Origin of the sequence: Auritidibacter sp. NML120636 (assembly GCF_003185945.1) — a bacterium.
GTDB classification, from domain to species: Bacteria; Actinomycetota; Actinomycetes; order Actinomycetales; family Micrococcaceae; genus Auritidibacter; species Auritidibacter ignavus.
In genome coordinates, this window is record NZ_QHLO01000002.1 from 234,926 (window position 1) to 252,253 (window position 17,328).

The 17,328-nt window shown below is 59.1% G+C and carries 18 protein-coding genes; 8 read left to right on the forward strand and 10 right to left on the reverse strand.

What is annotated here, in order from left to right:
• Positions 1-8 precede the first annotated feature (8 nt).
• Entirely contained in the window at positions 9-797 is a 789-nt protein-coding gene (locus DCC25_RS02855) for an isoprenyl transferase (protein ID WP_233487867.1), read from the forward strand.
• Positions 798-826: 29 nt separating this feature from the next.
• Here the strand turns inward: DCC25_RS02855 and DCC25_RS02860 are convergent, their stop codons facing one another.
• Positions 827-1,891, reverse strand: coding sequence for an alpha/beta hydrolase (locus DCC25_RS02860; protein WP_110098381.1), 1,065 nt, complete (start codon positions 1,889-1,891; stop codon positions 827-829).
• A 90-nt stretch (positions 1,892-1,981) separates the two neighbouring features.
• Here DCC25_RS02860 and DCC25_RS02865 point away from each other — a divergent pair, with 90 nt between their 5' ends.
• A complete protein-coding gene (locus DCC25_RS02865) occupies positions 1,982-3,139 on the forward strand; it encodes a quinone-dependent dihydroorotate dehydrogenase (protein ID WP_110100543.1) in 1,158 nt (385 codons plus the stop codon).
• Here the strand turns inward: DCC25_RS02865 and DCC25_RS02870 are convergent.
• A complete protein-coding gene (locus tag DCC25_RS02870) occupies positions 3,114-3,719 on the reverse strand; it encodes a DUF3043 domain-containing protein (RefSeq protein ID WP_110098379.1) in 606 nt (201 codons plus the stop codon). The two genes, DCC25_RS02865 and DCC25_RS02870, sit on opposite strands and share 26 nt — an antisense overlap.
• A gap of 71 nt (positions 3,720-3,790) precedes the next feature.
• Between DCC25_RS02870 and DCC25_RS02875 the strand changes: the two genes are divergently transcribed.
• Complete coding sequence (locus DCC25_RS02875) at positions 3,791-5,200, forward strand: M20/M25/M40 family metallo-hydrolase (protein WP_110100544.1); 1,410 nt, start codon at positions 3,791-3,793, stop codon at positions 5,198-5,200.
• 25 nt (positions 5,201-5,225) lie between these two features.
• Here the strand turns inward: DCC25_RS02875 and DCC25_RS02880 are convergent, their stop codons facing one another.
• On the reverse strand, positions 5,226-5,558 hold the full coding sequence (locus DCC25_RS02880) for a hypothetical protein (protein WP_110100545.1): 333 nt from the start codon (positions 5,556-5,558) through the stop codon (positions 5,226-5,228).
• A 332-nt stretch (positions 5,559-5,890) separates the two neighbouring features.
• Between DCC25_RS02880 and DCC25_RS02885 the strand changes: the two genes are divergently transcribed.
• From DCC25_RS02885 to DCC25_RS02900, 4 genes are all read left to right on the forward strand, one after another.
• The gene (locus DCC25_RS02885) at positions 5,891-6,286 is read left to right on the forward strand and encodes an iron-sulfur cluster assembly accessory protein (protein ID WP_110100546.1); all 396 of its coding nucleotides are present in this window, start codon (positions 5,891-5,893) and stop codon (positions 6,284-6,286) included.
• Between the two features lie 250 nt (positions 6,287-6,536).
• Positions 6,537-7,436, forward strand: a complete 900-nt coding sequence (coxB, locus tag DCC25_RS02890) for a cytochrome c oxidase subunit II (protein ID WP_110100547.1) — start codon at positions 6,537-6,539, stop codon at positions 7,434-7,436.
• A 5-nt stretch (positions 7,437-7,441) separates the two neighbouring features.
• Positions 7,442-9,157, forward strand: a complete 1,716-nt coding sequence (gene ctaD / locus DCC25_RS02895; protein ID WP_110100548.1) for a cytochrome c oxidase subunit I — start codon at positions 7,442-7,444, stop codon at positions 9,155-9,157.
• Positions 9,154-9,555 carry a cytochrome c oxidase subunit 4 gene (locus DCC25_RS02900; RefSeq protein WP_110100549.1) on the forward strand — a complete coding sequence of 134 codons (402 nt, stop codon included), beginning with the start codon at positions 9,154-9,156 and terminating at the stop codon, positions 9,553-9,555. The genes ctaD and DCC25_RS02900 overlap by 4 nt, the downstream gene beginning before the upstream one ends.
• Positions 9,556-9,709: 154 nt before the next feature.
• Here DCC25_RS02900 and DCC25_RS02905 read toward each other — a convergent pair whose 3' ends face one another.
• The 6 genes from DCC25_RS02905 to DCC25_RS02930 form a co-directional block, all read right to left on the reverse strand.
• Positions 9,710-10,729, reverse strand: a complete 1,020-nt coding sequence (locus tag DCC25_RS02905) for an NADP-dependent oxidoreductase (protein WP_110100550.1) — start codon at positions 10,727-10,729, stop codon at positions 9,710-9,712.
• 117 nt (positions 10,730-10,846) lie between these two features.
• On the reverse strand, positions 10,847-12,523 hold the full coding sequence (locus DCC25_RS02910; protein WP_110100551.1) for a ubiquinol-cytochrome c reductase cytochrome b subunit: 1,677 nt from the start codon (positions 12,521-12,523) through the stop codon (positions 10,847-10,849).
• The gene (locus DCC25_RS02915) at positions 12,520-13,602 is read right to left on the reverse strand and encodes a ubiquinol-cytochrome c reductase iron-sulfur subunit (protein WP_110098370.1); all 1,083 of its coding nucleotides are present in this window, start codon (positions 13,600-13,602) and stop codon (positions 12,520-12,522) included. Before DCC25_RS02915 ends, DCC25_RS02910 begins: the two co-directional genes overlap by 4 nt.
• A 73-nt stretch (positions 13,603-13,675) precedes the next feature.
• Complete coding sequence (locus DCC25_RS02920; protein ID WP_110098369.1) at positions 13,676-14,476, reverse strand: c-type cytochrome; 801 nt, start codon at positions 14,474-14,476, stop codon at positions 13,676-13,678.
• 94 nt (positions 14,477-14,570) lie between these two features.
• The gene (locus DCC25_RS02925) at positions 14,571-15,209 is read right to left on the reverse strand and encodes a heme-copper oxidase subunit III (RefSeq protein WP_233242921.1); all 639 of its coding nucleotides are present in this window, start codon (positions 15,207-15,209) and stop codon (positions 14,571-14,573) included.
• A 141-nt stretch (positions 15,210-15,350) separates the two neighbouring features.
• Positions 15,351-15,860, reverse strand: a complete 510-nt coding sequence (locus tag DCC25_RS02930) for a hypothetical protein (RefSeq protein ID WP_146206401.1) — start codon at positions 15,858-15,860, stop codon at positions 15,351-15,353.
• Between the two features lie 37 nt (positions 15,861-15,897).
• Between DCC25_RS02930 and trpD the strand changes: the two genes are divergently transcribed.
• The gene (gene trpD / locus DCC25_RS02935) at positions 15,898-16,956 is read left to right on the forward strand and encodes an anthranilate phosphoribosyltransferase (RefSeq protein ID WP_110100553.1); all 1,059 of its coding nucleotides are present in this window, start codon (positions 15,898-15,900) and stop codon (positions 16,954-16,956) included.
• Between the two features lie 51 nt (positions 16,957-17,007).
• Here trpD and DCC25_RS02940 read toward each other — a convergent pair whose 3' ends face one another.
• On the reverse strand, positions 17,008-17,286 hold the full coding sequence (locus tag DCC25_RS02940; protein WP_110100554.1) for an Lrp/AsnC family transcriptional regulator: 279 nt from the start codon (positions 17,284-17,286) through the stop codon (positions 17,008-17,010).
• Positions 17,287-17,328 lie beyond the last annotated feature (42 nt).

The window sequence follows — 17,328 nt, forward strand, 5'->3', positions numbered from 1 at the left end:
TGTCCACCGTGACTCGTACCGACTACCTGGATCCCGCACCCCACCCCTCGGGAGCACAACCGCCACAACTTCCTGCCAAGGTGTTGCCCCGCCACGTGGGGATCGTGATGGATGGAAACGGTCGCTGGGCCAATCAGCGAGGACTGCCGCGCACCGAAGGGCACCGGGCCGGAGAAGCTGCGCTACTGGATGTGATGGCCGGTGCCCTCCAGCTGGGCATCGAATACGTCTCGGTGTATGCCTTCTCGACCGAGAACTGGAAACGCTCTCCCAGCGAGGTCCGGTTCCTCTTGGGCTTTTCGCGGGACGTCTTGCGTCGCCAACGCGACACGCTCAACAGCTGGGGTGTGCGCATCCGGTGGAACGGTCAACACGGGCGACTGTGGAACTCGGTGGTCAACGAGCTACGCGCCGCCGAGGAACTCACCCGGGACAACGACCGCTGTCAGCTGATGATGTGCGTCAATTACGGGGGACGCGCCGAGATTACCGAATCGGTCAAAACCATCGCCGCGCAGGTGGCTGCCGGGAAGCTGAAGCCACAGCACATTACTGAGGACACCATCAGCGCCCACCTGGATGAACCCGATGTGCCCGACGTAGATTTGTTTCTGCGCACCTCCGGAGAGCAGCGCACCTCAAATTTCTTGCTATGGCAATCTGCCTATGCCGAAATGGTCTTCACCGACACCCTTTGGCCCGATGTGGACCGCCGTACGCTGTGGGAAGCCGTCGAAACCTACGCCCGACGGGATCGTCGCTACGGCGTAGCCGTCGACCAGATCACCGGCCGGTAACCACCGCCGCAAGCCCAGCGGAGCAACGTTTAGACTTCCGGCCAGCCCAAGGCCCACTCCAACCAGGTGGTCGCCACGGTCAGCGCCTCCCGACGAACCTCGGGTGCTGAGGCAAAGACATCGTGGAGCGCATCGGTGATTTTTACCAGCGTCATCGTTCGTCCCAGGTGCGCGGCCCGGTCGGCCGTGACCTTGACATCAATCACCGCGTCAGCCCGTTGCACCTCGGGCTGATACTTCATGGTGAACTTCGTGTCCCGACTAGTCAGTACCAAAATCGGCTCCCGAATCTCTAGACCACTGGCCACCAGACGGTGTCCGGTCAGTACCGCGATTAGCCAGGTCCGCGGCACCCGAAACGAGTAGCGGGGCCGCCACAGCGGGTGCAGGTTCCACTCACCGTGCGCCTGGGCCGATAGTGACTGCCAGTAACTATCCGTGTGCGGCAGGTTCACCATCGAGTTCGGCGAGATCTTACTCAACGGCTCCATCACCGCCTGGGCCATGCCGCGCACCCACGAGTTGCCCTGCAACTCCAACCACGGCGAATTCATGATCAGCGCCCGAATCCGCCCCGGATGTCGCTGGGTCCACAGCGATAAGGTCAACGCCCCCGTGGAGTGCCCGAGCAGAACCGGCCGCTGTCCCGGATGCAACCGGTCCAGCACCGCCAGCCCGGCGCGAATCTCATCATCGTAATTGGACAGCGAGTCAATGAATCCCGGGGTTTGATAGCTCCGCAACGACCGGCCATATTTGCGCAAGTCCAGGGCGTAAAACCGGTAGCCGGCCTGCTCGAAGGCCTCGGCCTCATCGGCGTTAAAGAAATAATCCGACCACCCGTGTACCGAGAGCACCGGAATCGTGTCTGGTTCGGCGCTGCAGTTACGCCCGGGCACCGGGAGGCTCCAGTCAACGTCTGCCGGCGCACGGCGCACCAGGGTGGCCGAGACCGGGCCCTGGTCGTCATAGCCCAGGGGCAAAGATAGCCGTTGAAATCCCCGCATGATGTCGGGTTCCCACACCCCCGGGGCAGTATCGGTGAGGTAATCCGGAAGCTGATCTGGTGCAGGATGAATCGGTTGCTCGGACATACAGGACACCTTCGGCTGAATCAGGTCGCGGTCAGAGAGCAGGCGGAGAGGATCACGACGAGGCGAAACAGAATATGGTTCAATGATGGCATGACCGCTGAATCCACCGACTGGAACCTGTCTGGCACACCACGGATCTACCCGGAGGTCTTCCGGCTGGTCTTCCAGAACATGGAACCCGAGCGAGCACACGGGATCGGATTTCAGGCCATCCGTTCAGCGGAATCAACTGGTCTCTCTTTAGCGTACCGAAAGCTCGCTACTGCTGACCCGGCCCTGCGGACGCGGGTGATGGGCCTGGAGTTTCCCTCGCCCTTCGGGCTGGCCGCCGGATTCGATAAAGCAGGCCGGGGTACTGCCGCGCTGATGGACCTGGGCTTCGGGCACGTGGAAGTCGGCACCATCACCGCCCAACCACAACCCGGCAACCCGGCACCGCGAATGCATCGACTACCTCAGGACCAGGCCCTGATCAACCGTATGGGGTTCAACAACGCCGGGGCCCGCGTTATTGAACCCCGGCTGGCTGCAACGCGGAAAAAACTCACCCGCCGGTTTGGGACCCACCGCCCCATCCTCGGGGTCAACATTGGCAAAACCAAAGTGGTCGCACTCGACAACGCCGTGGAAGACTACCGCGAGTCCACCGATCGGCTGGCTCGCCACGCCGACTATCTGGTGGTCAACGTCTCCAGCCCCAATACCCCCGGTCTCCGGCAACTCCAGGCCGTGGAAGCGCTTCGTCCGATCCTGACGGCGGTGCGCGATCAGGCGCTGAAATCTACCGGCCGTCACGTGCCATTGGCGGTGAAAATCGCCCCCGATCTCGCCGATGAGGATGTGCTGGCGGTGGCTGACCTGGCCGGGGAACTCGGGCTGGACGGTTTGGTGGCCACCAACACCACGATCTCCCGTGAGGGCCTGGTCACCGACCCGACCACCGTGGAGTCCTACGGCGGTGGGGGACTGTCCGGCAAACCCCTTAGCCAGCGTTCCCTGGATGTGCTCACTCTGTTGCGTGCCCACCTGGATGCCACTGGATCCTCGCTGGCCGTGATGTCCGTCGGGGGAGTGACCACCGGAGCGGATGTTATCCAGCGCCTGCGTGCCGGAGCTGACTTAGTGCAGGGCTATACGGCCTTCCTCTATCAAGGACCGCTGTGGGTCTACCGGATCAACCGGGATCTGCGCAATAACCTGAGCGCTTGGCGTCACGAGCGGGTTAGCGGGGGAATTCCCCACGCTTGACCTGGGGCTTCGGCAGGCGTAACCGGCGCAACTGCAACGCGCGCATGGCACCGTACCAGCGCACACCGCGCTCCAGCTCCCCAAATTTCTCGGTCAGACGTTTCTTCAGCTGGTGGCCGACCCAGAAGCCTTCGACCACCACGACCACGACCAGCACCATCAGGCCCACCGAAATAAAGACCTGGACCTCTGGAATCTGGACAAAAGACAGCAATAAGAACACCAGCACCATGATCATCAGCCACTCGCTAATCCCATAGCGGGCATCCACAAAGTCCCGGGCATAACGCCGCTGGGGACCCTTATCGCGATAGGGCATGTGCTTCTCATCGCCGGTCTCCATGGCACGACGCATTTTGGCGCGCTCTTCGGCGACCGCCTGGCGCTGGGCCCGTTTGGCCTCCTTGCGGTTATCCATAATCAGCGGGCGACGGTTGGCTGCCTCCTGATCACGACGTTTCGGGGTCGGGGCACCCTTAGCGGGGGTCGTCTTCGAGTTCTTCTTCTCCACCACCGGCTCGATGGTGGCCTCTACCTCGTCGACCTCAGCAGTCTTCTCAGTCTTCTTACGTCCAAACACGTCCCCTATTCTATGCGGAATCACCCTCACCCTCTGCCACCCGACCCGCACCAACAACTACTGTGGTGTTCATGGCCGATCACACTGAACTCACCGCTGACGATGCCACCGACTGGGTCACCGCTCACGCTGACCAGATTCTGCAACACCTCACCGAGCTGGTCGCGATCCCCTCCATCGCCTTTCCCGGCTACGACCGCACCGTGCTGGACACCTGCGCTGAAGCCGTGAAAGCCCTGATGACCCGGGCCGGTTTCGATGAGGTAGAGATCCTGAGCGAACCGCTGGATCCGAAGCAACCGGAAGGCGACCGCGGTGGCCCGGCCGTGCTCGCCCGCCGGGCGCCGGCCCCGGGAGCCCCCACGATCCTGCTCTATGCCCACCACGACGTGCAACCCACCGGAGATCTGGCCCTGTGGGACACCGGCCCCTTCACTGCCACACGTATCGGCGACCGCCTCTACGGTCGCGGGGCCGCCGACGATAAAGCCGGGATTATGGTCCACGTGGCAGCGGTGACCGCACTCAACGAGCTACTGGGTACTGACCACGGGCTGGGGATCACCGTGCTGATTGAAGGTGAAGAAGAAGTCGCCTCACCGACCTTCCGCGCCTTCCTTGACCGCCACCGCGACAAGCTCGCCGCCGACGTGGTGGTCGTTGCCGACTCAGCTAACTGGGCCGAAGGCGTGCCCGCGATCACCAGCTCGCTACGCGGGGTGGTTGATGGCACCATTCATGTCAAAATCCTCGATCACGCGGTGCACTCGGGCCTGTTTGGGGGAGTGGTACTTGATGCGGCCACCGTGCTCTCCAAAGTTATTGCGACCTTACACGACGAGCACGGAGACGTGGCCATCCCCGGCCTGCACGGAACATCGGGCCAGGCCCAGGTGGACTACCCCGAAGAGGACCTGCGTGCCCAGGCCGGCATCGTGGACTCGGTGCGGTTAGCCGGCACCGGGTCGATTGCCGAACGACTCTGGCATAAACCCGCCCTGAGCATTTTGGGAACCGACCTACCGGAGCTCAACCACGCCTCAAATACCATCATCCCGCAGGCCCGGGCGAAGTTCTCACTACGCATCGGCCCCGGGGTGACCCCCGACGAGGCGATGCAACGCGTCCGGGAGCACGTGGAGTCCCTCGATATTTTCGGCGCCGAGATCACCCTGGAACCGGGCGAGAAAGGTTCACCATTTAGCACTGACCTCGACTCGGCCACCACCCAGCTGATGTTGTCCTGTCTGCGGGATGCTTTTGGGACCGACCCGGTCGCCACCGGTCTGGGCGGGTCCATCCCCCTGACCGGAGATCTCGCCGAAGTCTTCCCCGAAGCCACTATTTTGATCACCGGGGTGGAGGACCCAAATACCCGGGCGCACTCGGCCAACGAGTCCTTGTACCTTCCGGATTTCTACCGGTGCATTACCGCCGAAATCCTGTTGCTGGCCCGTCTGCTTAATCGGGCCAGATCGTGAACAATAGAACAATCCCACCGCTGGGTCAGTCGCTGGCGGTTAGCTCGGACGGGTTGCCCTCGTTGCGGCTTAGCCCCAACTCGTCGGCGAGGTCCTGGAAATCCTCGACAACTTGTTGTTGTGCTTGTGCTGAGAGATCGTCCTCGAGGATTGAAAAGGTAGTCGTGTAGCGAAAACTGTCACCGCTACCGTAGGGCTCCGGACCGAGCTGAGGCTGGCCCTCGACCGTCCAGAGTTCATCACCGAAAGTCGCGACCTGTTTGCCATATCGTTGCGGCATTCCCCGCACCACTGTGTCAAGTTCGTCCAGGTGCTCCTCGGGGATGGTGACCGTACGCGGGCGGAAGATCGAGGCCATCCTAGCCAAGATCCTTTCTACGATAGTGCGGTCGTGCTGTTAACGCTTCTGAAAACGAACTTGTTCGGTAACCTATGACTCACGCTAACAATCATGTCTGTTTCAGCGGGCACACTGGGGGCGACGATCTACCAGGTGGTCAGGGGACCGTCGCTGAGACCCCGGGTTGCGCTCTGCGTGACAAAACACCCGGCCCTTGATAAGAGAGTGTCTACAATGGAAGACAAAGCATCTGAGGCTATGGCTTCCGTGAGGCCGTCAGGCCCAGGTGCGAACTGATTGACCCATCCGATCTACGTGATCTCCTTGAACGATCTGAGAGAAGGCGGAAAATGACTACTGAAGCACAGGAACAGTCGTCCGTGAATCTGCCGCCGGCCGCACCTGCCGACGGGTTGCCCACCCACGAGGTCACCCTCAGTGACGTTGCGGCCGCGAAGGTCCGCGAGCTACTCACCCAAGAGGGCCGCGAAGATCTTCGGTTGCGCATCGCTGTTCAGCCCGGCGGCTGTTCCGGACTGATCTACCAGCTTTACTTCGATGAGCGCGTCCTTAACGGAGATGCCGTCCGCGATTTCGACGGCGTTGAGGTGATCGTCGATAAGATGTCAGTTCCGTATTTGATCGGCGCCAACATTGATTTTGAAGATTCCATCACCAAAGTGGGATTCACGATCGACAACCCAAACGCTGCAGGATCGTGCGCTTGCGGTGATTCCTTCCACTAACGGCTCAGGAACCAGACCAGAGCGCAGTACCGAGGTACGGGACAGTAAATGACAGCGGACCAAACCATGAGCCCATGATCTGGTCCGCTGTCTCGTGTCATTGTTCACCCCAGGTGGTCCTGAGACTCTAAAATAGAAAACACCATAATGGTCTCGGTCTGTGCCCAGACTTCAGTCCGCTGAGGAAAACGGGGTACAGTTCTATATAGACACACTCGCACTGATTTGTAATGAAGAGGAAGGGCCGTCTGTGAGATCGCAGAATCAAGCCGGCAGCCACGGTAAACGGCTTCTCCAAGGAGGAGCGCTAGCCACCATCGGGTTGCTTGTTCTCACGGCATGTTCAGAACAAGTAAAGCGTGGCTGGCTACCAGGCAGCAACGACACCACGAACCACACGGACGAACTGACCCACTTGTGGGTCGGCTCGTGGATCGCCGCCTTGGTCATCGGCGTGGCGGCATGGGGCCTGATGCTGTGGTGCATGATCGCCTATCGTCGTCGCAAGGAAGATCGTGGTTTTCCGCGTCAGAACGCCTACAACGTTCCGATGGAAACCATGTTCACTATCATCCCGATCATCTTGGTCCTCACCCTGTGGGGTTTCACCGACCGCGTGCAGCGCTCGGTCGATACTCCGGTTGAAGACTCCCCGCTGACCGTCACCGTTTACGGTAAGCAGTGGGCGTGGGACTTCGACTACGAATACGATGGCGAAGAGCGTCACTTCTACGGCGAGCAGGCTCACCTCGACGGGTCCGAAGGCGTCGAAGAAACGTTGCCGACCCTCTATCTGCCGGTTGATGTTCCTGTCGAGTTCCGTCTGAAATCTCGTGACGTGATCCACTCCTTCTGGATCCCAGCCTTCTTGCAAAAGCTTGATATGGTTCCCGGCCAGACGAACCATATGTACCTGACCCCTCAGGAAGAAGGGACCTTCCAGGGCAAGTGTGCTGAGCTGTGCGGTGAATACCACTCAGAAATGCTGTTTAACGTCGAAGTTGTCTCGGAAGAAGAATTCCGCGACCAACTCGAGCAGATGCCTGAGGGTCTCTCCGGTGATGAGCTGAACCGTAACACCAACCAGAACGAAGACGGTCAGCAAGATGCTGAGATTCCGCTCGGTGACCCGGAACGGGTTGAGGAGTAATAACTATGACCACCTATGAATACACCCAGGATGACTCGCAGACTCGAGCTCAACCTCGAGTAGTTCCGGTATCCAAGGGGCGCATTGTCGTCAACTGGCTCACCACCACTGACCACAAGACGCTTGGGTACATGTACCTGATCACCTCCTTTGCGTTCTTCTGTATCGCCGGTGTGATGGCACTGCTGATTCGTGCCGAGCTGTTCAGTCCAGGTATGCAGATCCTGCAGACCAAAGAACAGTTCAATCAGCTGTTCACCATGCACGGAACCCTGATGTTGTTGATGTTCGCCACACCGCTGTTCGTAGGTTTCGCCAACGTGCTGGTGCCACTACAGATTGGTGCCCCGGACGTGGCCTTCCCTCGGCTGAACGCCCTGGCCTTCTGGTTCTTCCTGTTCGGTTCGCTGATCGCCACCGCCGGGTTCCTGACGCCGCAGGGTGCAGCCTCGTTCGGTTGGTTCGCCTATGCGCCCCTATCCAACACGACATTCTCACCCGGTGTGGGTGGTGACCTCTGGGTCTTTGGTCTGGCGCTCCAGGGCTTCGGTACTATCATGGGTGGTGTCAACTTCATCACCACCATCATCAGTATGCGTGCTCCAGGTATGACCATGTGGCGTATGCCGATTTTCACCTGGAACACCCTGATCACCAGTATCCTGATCCTGATGGCCTTCCCGCCACTGGCCTCCGCGCTCTTTGCACTGGGTCTGGACCGTCGTTTTGATGGCAACATCTTCAACCCCGAGAACGGTGGCGCCATCCTTTGGCAACACCTGTTCTGGTTCTTCGGACATCCCGAGGTCTACGTGATCGCACTACCGTTCTTCGGTATTGCCTCAGAGATCATCCCGGTTTTCTCCCGCAAGCCGATCTTCGGGTATAAGTCTCTGGTGTTTGCGACCACCGCTATCGCTGCGTTGTCTATGACCGTGTGGGCACACCACATGTACGTTACCGGTTCGGTACTGTTGCCGTTCTTCTCGCTGATGACCATGCTCATCGCGGTCCCGACCGGTGTGAAGTTTGTGAACTGGATCGGTACCATGTGGCGTGGATCCATTACCTTCGAGAACCCAATGCTGTGGACGCTGGGCTTCATGGTCACTTTCCTCTTCGGTGGTCTAACCGGTGTCATTCTGGCCTCCCCCCCGCTGGACTTCCACGTTTCCGACACCTACTTCGTGGTGGCACACTTCCACTACGTGATCTTCGGTACTGTGGTCTTCGCGATGTTCGCCGGCTTCTACTTCTGGTGGCCGAAGTTCACCGGAAAGATGCTCAACGAACGTCTGGGGAAAATCCAGTTCTGGATGCTGTTCCTTGGCTTCCACGGAACCTTCCTGGTCCAGCACTGGCTGGGTGTCATGGGCATGCCTCGCCGTTACGCCGACTACATGCCGGAAGACGGTTTCACCGGTATGAACCAGTTCTCCACGGTCTTTGCGATGTTGCTGGGTGCCTCGATGATTCCGTTCTTCTGGAATATCTACATCACCCACCGCAAGGCCAAGAAGGTCACCGTCGACGACCCGTGGGGATTCGGTGGGTCGCTGGAGTGGGCAACCTCCTGCCCGCCACCGCGCCACAACTTCCACGCTCTGCCGCGGATCCGTTCCGAGCGCCCGGCACTGGACCTGCACCATCCCGAGTTGCTGCCCAGTTCGCCGGATCCTGAGTCCTCATACCGTATCGACAAGGAAGGTGCAAGGGCATGAAACCATCAATCGCCGTTTTCAACATCATTGGTGCCTTCTTCGTCATCGTCGCTGTGATCTACATGTTCGCCACGCGTTTCACCGAATGGGTTGGCATCCCGGCATTCTTTGCCCTGGCAGCGATGAGCTGGATGATCTCCTTCTACCTGTGGCTCACCGACCGGAAATTCAAGACCGGACCGTCCGATCGGGAAGACGGTGAGATCGAGGAATACTCCGGTACCTACGGCAACTTTGCACCGTGGAGCTGGTGGCCGCTTGGGCTGGGCGTGGCCTGCGCAGTCATTGTGCTCGGCGTTGCTGTCGGTTGGTGGATCTTTTTCATCGGTGCCGCGCTGGGCTTGTTCTTCCTCATTGGATGGGTCTTCGAGTTCTCGACGGGGGAGCACGCCCACTAAGGCGAAAATTCAGCCCCGCCTAGTATGACGTGACAGACAAGGACCGGCCGTTATCCGCTTTGCTTGGCGGATAACGGCCGGTCCTTGTTTATGTGGTGTTCACGGAACCGGTCCGTGCTGGCGTTGTATCTTGGGCTGAGCGGAGACGGCTAGGCTAGATCTTGACGACCATTTTCCCGGAGTTCTCTCCCCGCAGGAGCCCCAGGAAGGCATCAACGCTATTCTCAATGCCGTTGACCACCGTTTCGTCGTAGGTCAGCTTTCCGTCTGCAAACCAGTTGCCGACCACAGTGTCGAATTCATCGCCGAGGTCGTCAGTGTAGTCTCCGACGATGAAGCCTTGAATGCGCAATTTCTGGCGCAAGACTTTGGTCATGTTGTCGGGCCCCGGTTGCGGTTCCGTGGCATTGTATTGACCGATCGCACCACACATCGCGACGCGTCCGAACGGTGCCAGCACGTCGATGGCAGCCTCCAGGTGGTCGCCTCCGACATTATCGAAATACACATTGAGCCCATCGTCACCGATGACCTCGTTGACTTGCTCTCGAATCGGGGCGGCCTTGTAATCGATGGCTTCATCAAATCCGTACTTCTGGGTGATTAACGCACACTTTTCGGGTCCGCCCGCTGAGCCATATACCTTGCTGGCGCCCAGCAACCGTGCAAACTGGCCCACGGCGGTGCCCACCGCGCCGGCCGCACCGGAGACGAAGACTGTTTCGCCTGGCTGTAATCGTGCGACACGCGTCAAACCAACATAGGCCGTTCTGCCGGGCATACCGAGTAGTCCGAAGTACAGCGATAAGGGGATGTCGTCGGATGCAGGATGAATCGGGCGAAAGATCTCGGAGGGCCCCTGAGCAATATCGCGCCATCCCAGATTGTGGAGGACGATGGTGCCCTCTGGGAGATTGGGATCACGAGACTCGATGACGTGTCCTACAGCGCCACCGCTCATGACCTCGCCGACCTCATAGGGGGCTGAGTAGCTCTTGGCATCACTCATCCGTCCACGCATGTATGGATCAACCGAGACGAAATCATTGGCCACACGCACCTCGGTGTCGCCCAGATCAGGAAGGCCGATGGTGACGGTCGCAAAATTGTCGTGGGTCGGGACGCCCTGCGGGCGAGATTGCAGATGAATCTGTGTACTGTTAATGGTCGTCATACCACCCAGCCTAGGCACAAACGCAAGACGAGTCACCCTTTACCTAAACGTACGATAGACAGCTGTGGCCCACACCCCGCAACAGGGGAGTGGGCCACAGACTATGTCGTTGCCGGCTTAGCGCTCCAGCGAGTTGGTGTCCGAGGTGGCGTCGGTGATTTCCTCGTGACCGTGATCGTGGGCCTCGGCTTCAGCCAGCTCAGCACGGGAAACCGGCTCGACTCGCTCTTCGTAGAGCAACCGTGCCAGGCCAGCGCGCATCTTTTCCATGCCACCGATTTTGCCCTTCTTATTGGGCTGAGCAGGAACCGGCTTCTGGGATTCGAAGGCCACCAACTCATAGAGACGGTAGTCGCTGACCCGTTCGTGCTTCTCGGAAAAGCCACCGCCCGGAGACATCTGAATGATACCGGCCTCACGACCGTGCAAGGCGATCTCGCGGTCCTTGCGTTGCAACGACAGGCACACTCGGCGGGTGATGATGAATCCAAGGATCGGGCCCAAGAAGTACAGCACGCGGAGCACGTAGGTCACGTCGTTGAGCGAAACGTGGAAGTGGGTAGCGATCAAGTCCGAGGATGCTGCTGCCCACATTACACAGTAGAAGATGACACCGGCTACGCCGACACTGGTACGACCCGGGGCGTTACGCGGACGGTCCAGAACGTGGTGTTCGCGGTTGTCCTTGGTGATCCAGCGTTCAATCCAGGGCCAGACGAACATCCCCAGGATCAACAGGCCCATGGGGATCAACGGAGCCAACACACCCATCGGTAGAGCGTTCTCACCCCACGGCATGGGAATGTGCCACAGGAAGGAGAAATCACCGAGCATACCGGGCATCAGACGCAAGGCACCGTCACCGAAGCCGACATACCAGTCAGGCTGGGTACCAGCCGAAACGGGGGAGGGGTCATACGGTCCGTAGTTCCAGATCGCGTTCATCTGGAACAGGCCGGCAATCAGGGCCAGGATACCGAAGACAATGAAGAAGAACCCGCCGGCTTTGGCAGCGTACACGGGGCCAATTGGGTAGCCCACCACGTTCTGCTCGGTGCGGCCAGGACCCGGGTACTGGGTGTGCTTGTGAGTGACCACCATGAACAGGTGGATTGCAATCAACAGGATCAGTAGACCGGGGATGACCATAATGTGCAAGGAGTACAACCGGCTGATGATGTCCTCGCCGGGGAACTCGCCACCGAAGAGGAACATCGAGATGTAGGTACCGACAATCGGAACGGCTTTGATCATGCCGTCGACAATACGCAGACCGTTACCGGAGAGCACATCGTCCGGCAAGGAATAACCGGTGAAGCCAGCCAGGATGCCCAGCACCAGCAAAGTACAGCCCACGACCCAGTTCAGTTCGCGCGGGCGACGGAAGGCACCGGTGAAGAACACACGCAACATGTGGAAGGATAGCGAAGCCATGAACAGCAGAGCTGCCCAGTGGTGCAGTTGGCGCATAAACAGACCGCCACGAATATCAAAGGAGATATCTAGAGCGGATGCATAGGCTGCCGACATTTCCACACCGTAGAGCGGTTTATATGAACCCTCATAGGTCACGTGGGACATCGACGGGTCGAAGAAGAAGGTCAGGAAAGCTCCGGAGAGCACCAGGATCACAAAACTGTAGAGCGCGACTTCACCGAACAGAAAGGTCCAGTGGTCCGGGAACAGCTTGCGTCCGAACTCCTTGATGATCTTGGAAGCACCAACGCGAGTATCGACAAAGTTCGCGATCTTACCGGTGCGAGTGGATGCATTGTAATCGTGGACTGTGGTCATCGGTTCCTGTCACGCTCCCAATAGGCAGGTCCAACAGGCTCGTGGAAGTCGCTTTGCGCAACCAGGAAGCCTTCATCGTCAACGGTAATCGGTAGCTGCGGCAGCGCGTGGCTAGCCGGTCCGAAGATCACTTTGCACTCCTGCGTGAGATCGAAAGTTGACTGGTGGCAGGGGCACAGCAGGTGGTGGGTGTGCTGTTCGTACAGCGCCACCGGGCAACCAACGTGGGTGCAAATCTTGGAGTAGGCCACGATGCCATCAACGTTCCAGTCCTCGCGACCCTCGGAAATCTGCAAGTCTTCGGGGTTCAACCGCATCAACAGCACTACGGCCTTGGCCTTCTGGTTCAGCTTGTCGTGCTCGAGCTCCAGCAATCCTTCAGGAACCACATGGAAAGCTGAGCCGATGGTTACGTCGCTGGCCTTGATCGGGGTGCCGGTGATGTCGCGGACCAACCGGACGCCTTCGTCCCACATGGTGTGACGCAAACGCTCCACGCCGAAGTTCTCAGCGACGTTATCCGAGCGGTTATCGGAGTCATCCAGATCGCGGAACATCGCGATAGCGGGTAACGGAGCCAGGGCGAGTGCACCGATGAGAGTATTGCGCAACAGCGGGCGACGCTTGATCTGGGACTCATCAACGACGTCGTTGACAATCTTGCGAGCTTCCTCTTGGTCTTCAGCGCTGGTGACCTCGTGGCGGTCCTCGACCCATTCATGGTCGGGCATCAGGGTCTTGGCCCAATGCACAATACCCACACCGATACCCAACATCGCGAAGGCCGTGCCAAGACCTAGTAGCGTGTTCTGCAAGCGCAAGGTGTCGAACCCGGTATCGGGGCCAATCTGACCGACACCGAAGTAGCCGATGAAGAAGACGATCGTGCCGATAATCGAAATGATGAACAGCACAGAGACTTGCCGTTCAGCTTTCTTGGCTTCTCGTGGATCCTCGTCAGCAAGACGCCGCCGGTGTGGCGGTAGACCCGGGTTGTCGATTGCGTAACGACCCGAATCTTCCCCAGCGCGCTCGACGGTGCCCGATGTCTCGGGTCCTCCGTGGCGTTGCTCGCCCATAGATCTGATTCCTTTACTCGAGTGATGAATGTGCTTGTGTTGGGTTATCGGTAGCGCTCAGTGGCCACAGTGGTCAGGACGACCGCGAGGTCAGCCAGACCATGAAGCCGATAACCAGACCCAGCCCGGCAGTCCAAATGAACAGCCCCTCAGCAACCGGGCCCAGAGAGCCCAGGCTAAATCCACCGGGGTGGCCCTGGTTCTCAAATTCTTTCAGGTACGCGATCACGTCGCGCTTCTGGTCGGGGGAAATATTGGCATCCGAGAACACCGGCATGTTTTGCGGTCCGGTCTGCATGGCCTCATAGATGTGTTTTTCTTCCACACCATGCAGGGTGGGCGCAAACTTACCGCGGGTCAAGGCACCACCGCCAGCCGAGGCGGCGTGGCACATGGCGCAGTTGACGCGGAAGATCTCGCCACCACGAGCGAGGTCAACGTCGTCGTGGTCGACGTCGAGGTATTCGTCCTCTGGCACAGCCGGTCCAGCACCCAAAGAGGCAACGTAGGCTGCCATCTGCTGGGTTTGTTCGTCGTTGAATTGGGGCTGTTTCTGCTGAGCCTGCGGTCCGTGCATTTGCATCGGCATACGACCAGTACCGACTTGGAAGTCCACAGACGCAGCACCCACACCCACCAGCGACGGTGCAACGGAGGTGCCGGTGGCGTTCATGCCGTGGCAGGTGGCGCAGTTGGCGTTGAACAGTCGCTCGCCGGCAGCGACATCGGATTCGGAATACTCTTGAGCCGTCGTAGCGCTAGCAGTATTGAGGCTACTGGCCAACGCGTACAGGCCACCGGTCAACAGCAGCCCGATGAGGAGCAATGCGACGGCCACGGCGGGGTGGCGACGGTTCTGTGAAAGAGCCTTCACTGATGATTTCCTTACGTTTTTGTCAAGCCCGACGTGACATTTCCGGCTCGACGACCTCAGGGTGCGAATGGTGATTAAGTTTTACAGTCTTAGGTTACTGAAGGAAGTAGATAATTCCGAACAGCACCACCCAGACAACGTCCACAAAGTGCCAGTAGTACGACACCACGATAGCGGTCGTGGCCTCATGGTGTCCGAACCGCTTGGCCAAGAAAGCCCGACCGATCACGAACAGGAACGCGACCAGACCACCGACCACGTGCAAGGCGTGGAAGCCGGTGGTGATGTAGAACGCTGACCCGTAGGCGCTGGACGCGATGGTGACGCCGTGTTGAACCAGCTCGGCATATTCGAAGGACTGAACGGCGACGAAGACCGTGCCCATAATGAAGGTCAGCACGAACCATTCGACCATGCCCCATTTGCCGATATTCAAGACGCCTCCGGTGCGCCGGGGTTGCAGGCGTTCAGCAGCGAAAACACCAAACTGTGCCGTAAAAGAACTGGCGACCAGAATCAAGGTATTTACAGTCGCCAGTGGCACACTGAGCATCTCGGTGTTTTCCGCCCAGAGGGTCGGAGACGTCGAGCGAAGGGTGAAGTACATGGCAAACAGCCCGCCGAAAAACATAATTTCGGAGGCCAACCAAACAATGGTCCCGACCTGGACGAGATTCGGCCGGGAGGGGAAACCTGTGGTGGGGTGCGAGATGGTTTGAGTCGTAGTTGTCACCCTCTCATTATGGACTGAAAGTGGGCTCGTTCTCCAATCGTTGAGCCGTGTTTCACGAGGAAAATGAGTGACACAGAACACTTAGAGGCCCTCAAGTGGCCTGATTTTTCAGTGTTTTTGCAGGTTTCAACACCCTTTTAGTCAGTTTTCGGCAGGCCATGGAAGATGACGCCCGAAGCATGGGTAAGCACCTGTGTTTGGTGATGAGGGGAGCCCTGCTTTCTCCAAAAACCGGGTTTCGTCGGCGTTCAAAGCGAGGATGATGAGGATTGTCGCGGAGAATATGCCGGGCAAACCGCACCAGAGAACGACTGCGTCTGACAGGTTGACTTGATCGGTTGACAACGTCGCGGCGTTGTTCGACAGGTGCGTTTGAGCAAGCACTGAGATGCCGAACAGAGCCAAAGACAGGACAAGAAGAATCGCCCAGATGATGATGCGTCGTGCCGTGGGATCAATTTTCTGCGACATGTCAATTTCCGGAAGGCGCTGGTTTTGTTCGCGCATATTCTCGACGAGCGATAACGTCGGCAGGTGAATACCCGCGAAGCGAGGGCGTCGTGGCATAAAGGAGACTTTTCGCGGTCCGAGTTGCCAGCACAGGTTTCGTGATGAGCGGGTGCGGCGTGAGGCTGTGATGTTGGTGTTCACTCGCGCACGTTCTGCGCCGTGCAGGTACTAGGATGAGATCGTGCATACCACAGCGAACTGCTCCACACACACCTGGCCGAGCCTGTTATCGTCGGTGATCCACGGCGAAGATCTGTCCGTAGAATCTGCTTCGTGGGCGATGACCGAGATGATGTCTGGCAACGCGTCGGACGCCCAGATCGCTGGTTTTCTCGTCGCACTGGCGTCCAAGGGTGAGACGGTCGAAGAGCTGATGGGACTGGCCAACGCGATGCTCGCGCAAGCTGCCCAGATCGATCTGAGCCCCGATGCGGTCGATATCGTGGGCACTGGGGGAGACCGGTTAGGTACGGTAAACCTGTCGACCATGTCTTCGTTGGTGGCGGTAGGAGCCGGAGCGAAAGTCATTAAACACGGTAACCGTGGATCGTCCTCCACGGCAGGGGCCGCTGATGTGATCGAGTCCCTCGGTGTTGATCTGACCATGGCGCACACCCGCGCGGCCGAGTGTCTGGAACGGGCCGGTATTACCTTCCTGTTTGCTCAGGAATACCACCCCTCGATGCGTTTCGTTGCGCCCACCCGGAAACAACTCGGTGTGCCCACGGCTTTCAATTTCCTCGGGCCACTGTCCAATCCTGCGCGCCCGGAGGCCCAGGCGATGGGATGCGCCCATGAAGCCATGGCCCCGAAACTGGCCGGCGTGTTAAGGGATCGTGGAACTCGCGGGATGGTCTTCCGCGGTTGCGACGGGCGCGATAAGATCACCACCTCGGGTCCGTCGACGATTTACGAGATTCGCGACGGCGCGGTTGAAACCTACGAGCTGAACCCGCAGGACTTCGGGATTTCATTGCAACCGGTCGAAGCGCTGGCCGGCAAAGACGGCGAGTACAACGCCACGATCGTTCGCAAGTTGCTGGCTGGTCAGCCAGGTCCCGTGCGGGATGCGGTGCTACTGAACACCGCCGCCGGGCTCACTGCCTATGACACCTCGGCCGAAGGGCATCTGTTTGAACGTATCGGCAAGAACATGGATCGAGCCCGAGAGTCCATTGATTCCGGTGCGGCCGCTGAGGTGCTGACCACCTGGGTTGCGGTTTCACAGGGGAACTAGCCACCAGCCAGTTTCCGGGGCTGGGTAAAACCTACTCGGTGCTGTCGACTGTTAGTCGAATCCCAGGGCGAAGCCTTCTCCTAGATCGTGCTGGGAATAGGCACGGAACGCCAGCATGGTTTCGGTATCGACGATGCCCTCAATCTTGGAGAGACGATCAGAAATCACGTCTTCGAGGTCGTCGAACTCACGCACCCGGACAATGGCCACCAAGTCCCACGATCCGGTGACCGAATACACCTGAGCGATACCGTCCTGATCCACCAGTTCAGTTGCGACCTCCGGAATACGATTCGTGTCCGTCTTGATCATCACGAACGCAGTAACCATCACCGTGTCTCCTTCGATATCTGCCGGTTCAACGACGGGCTG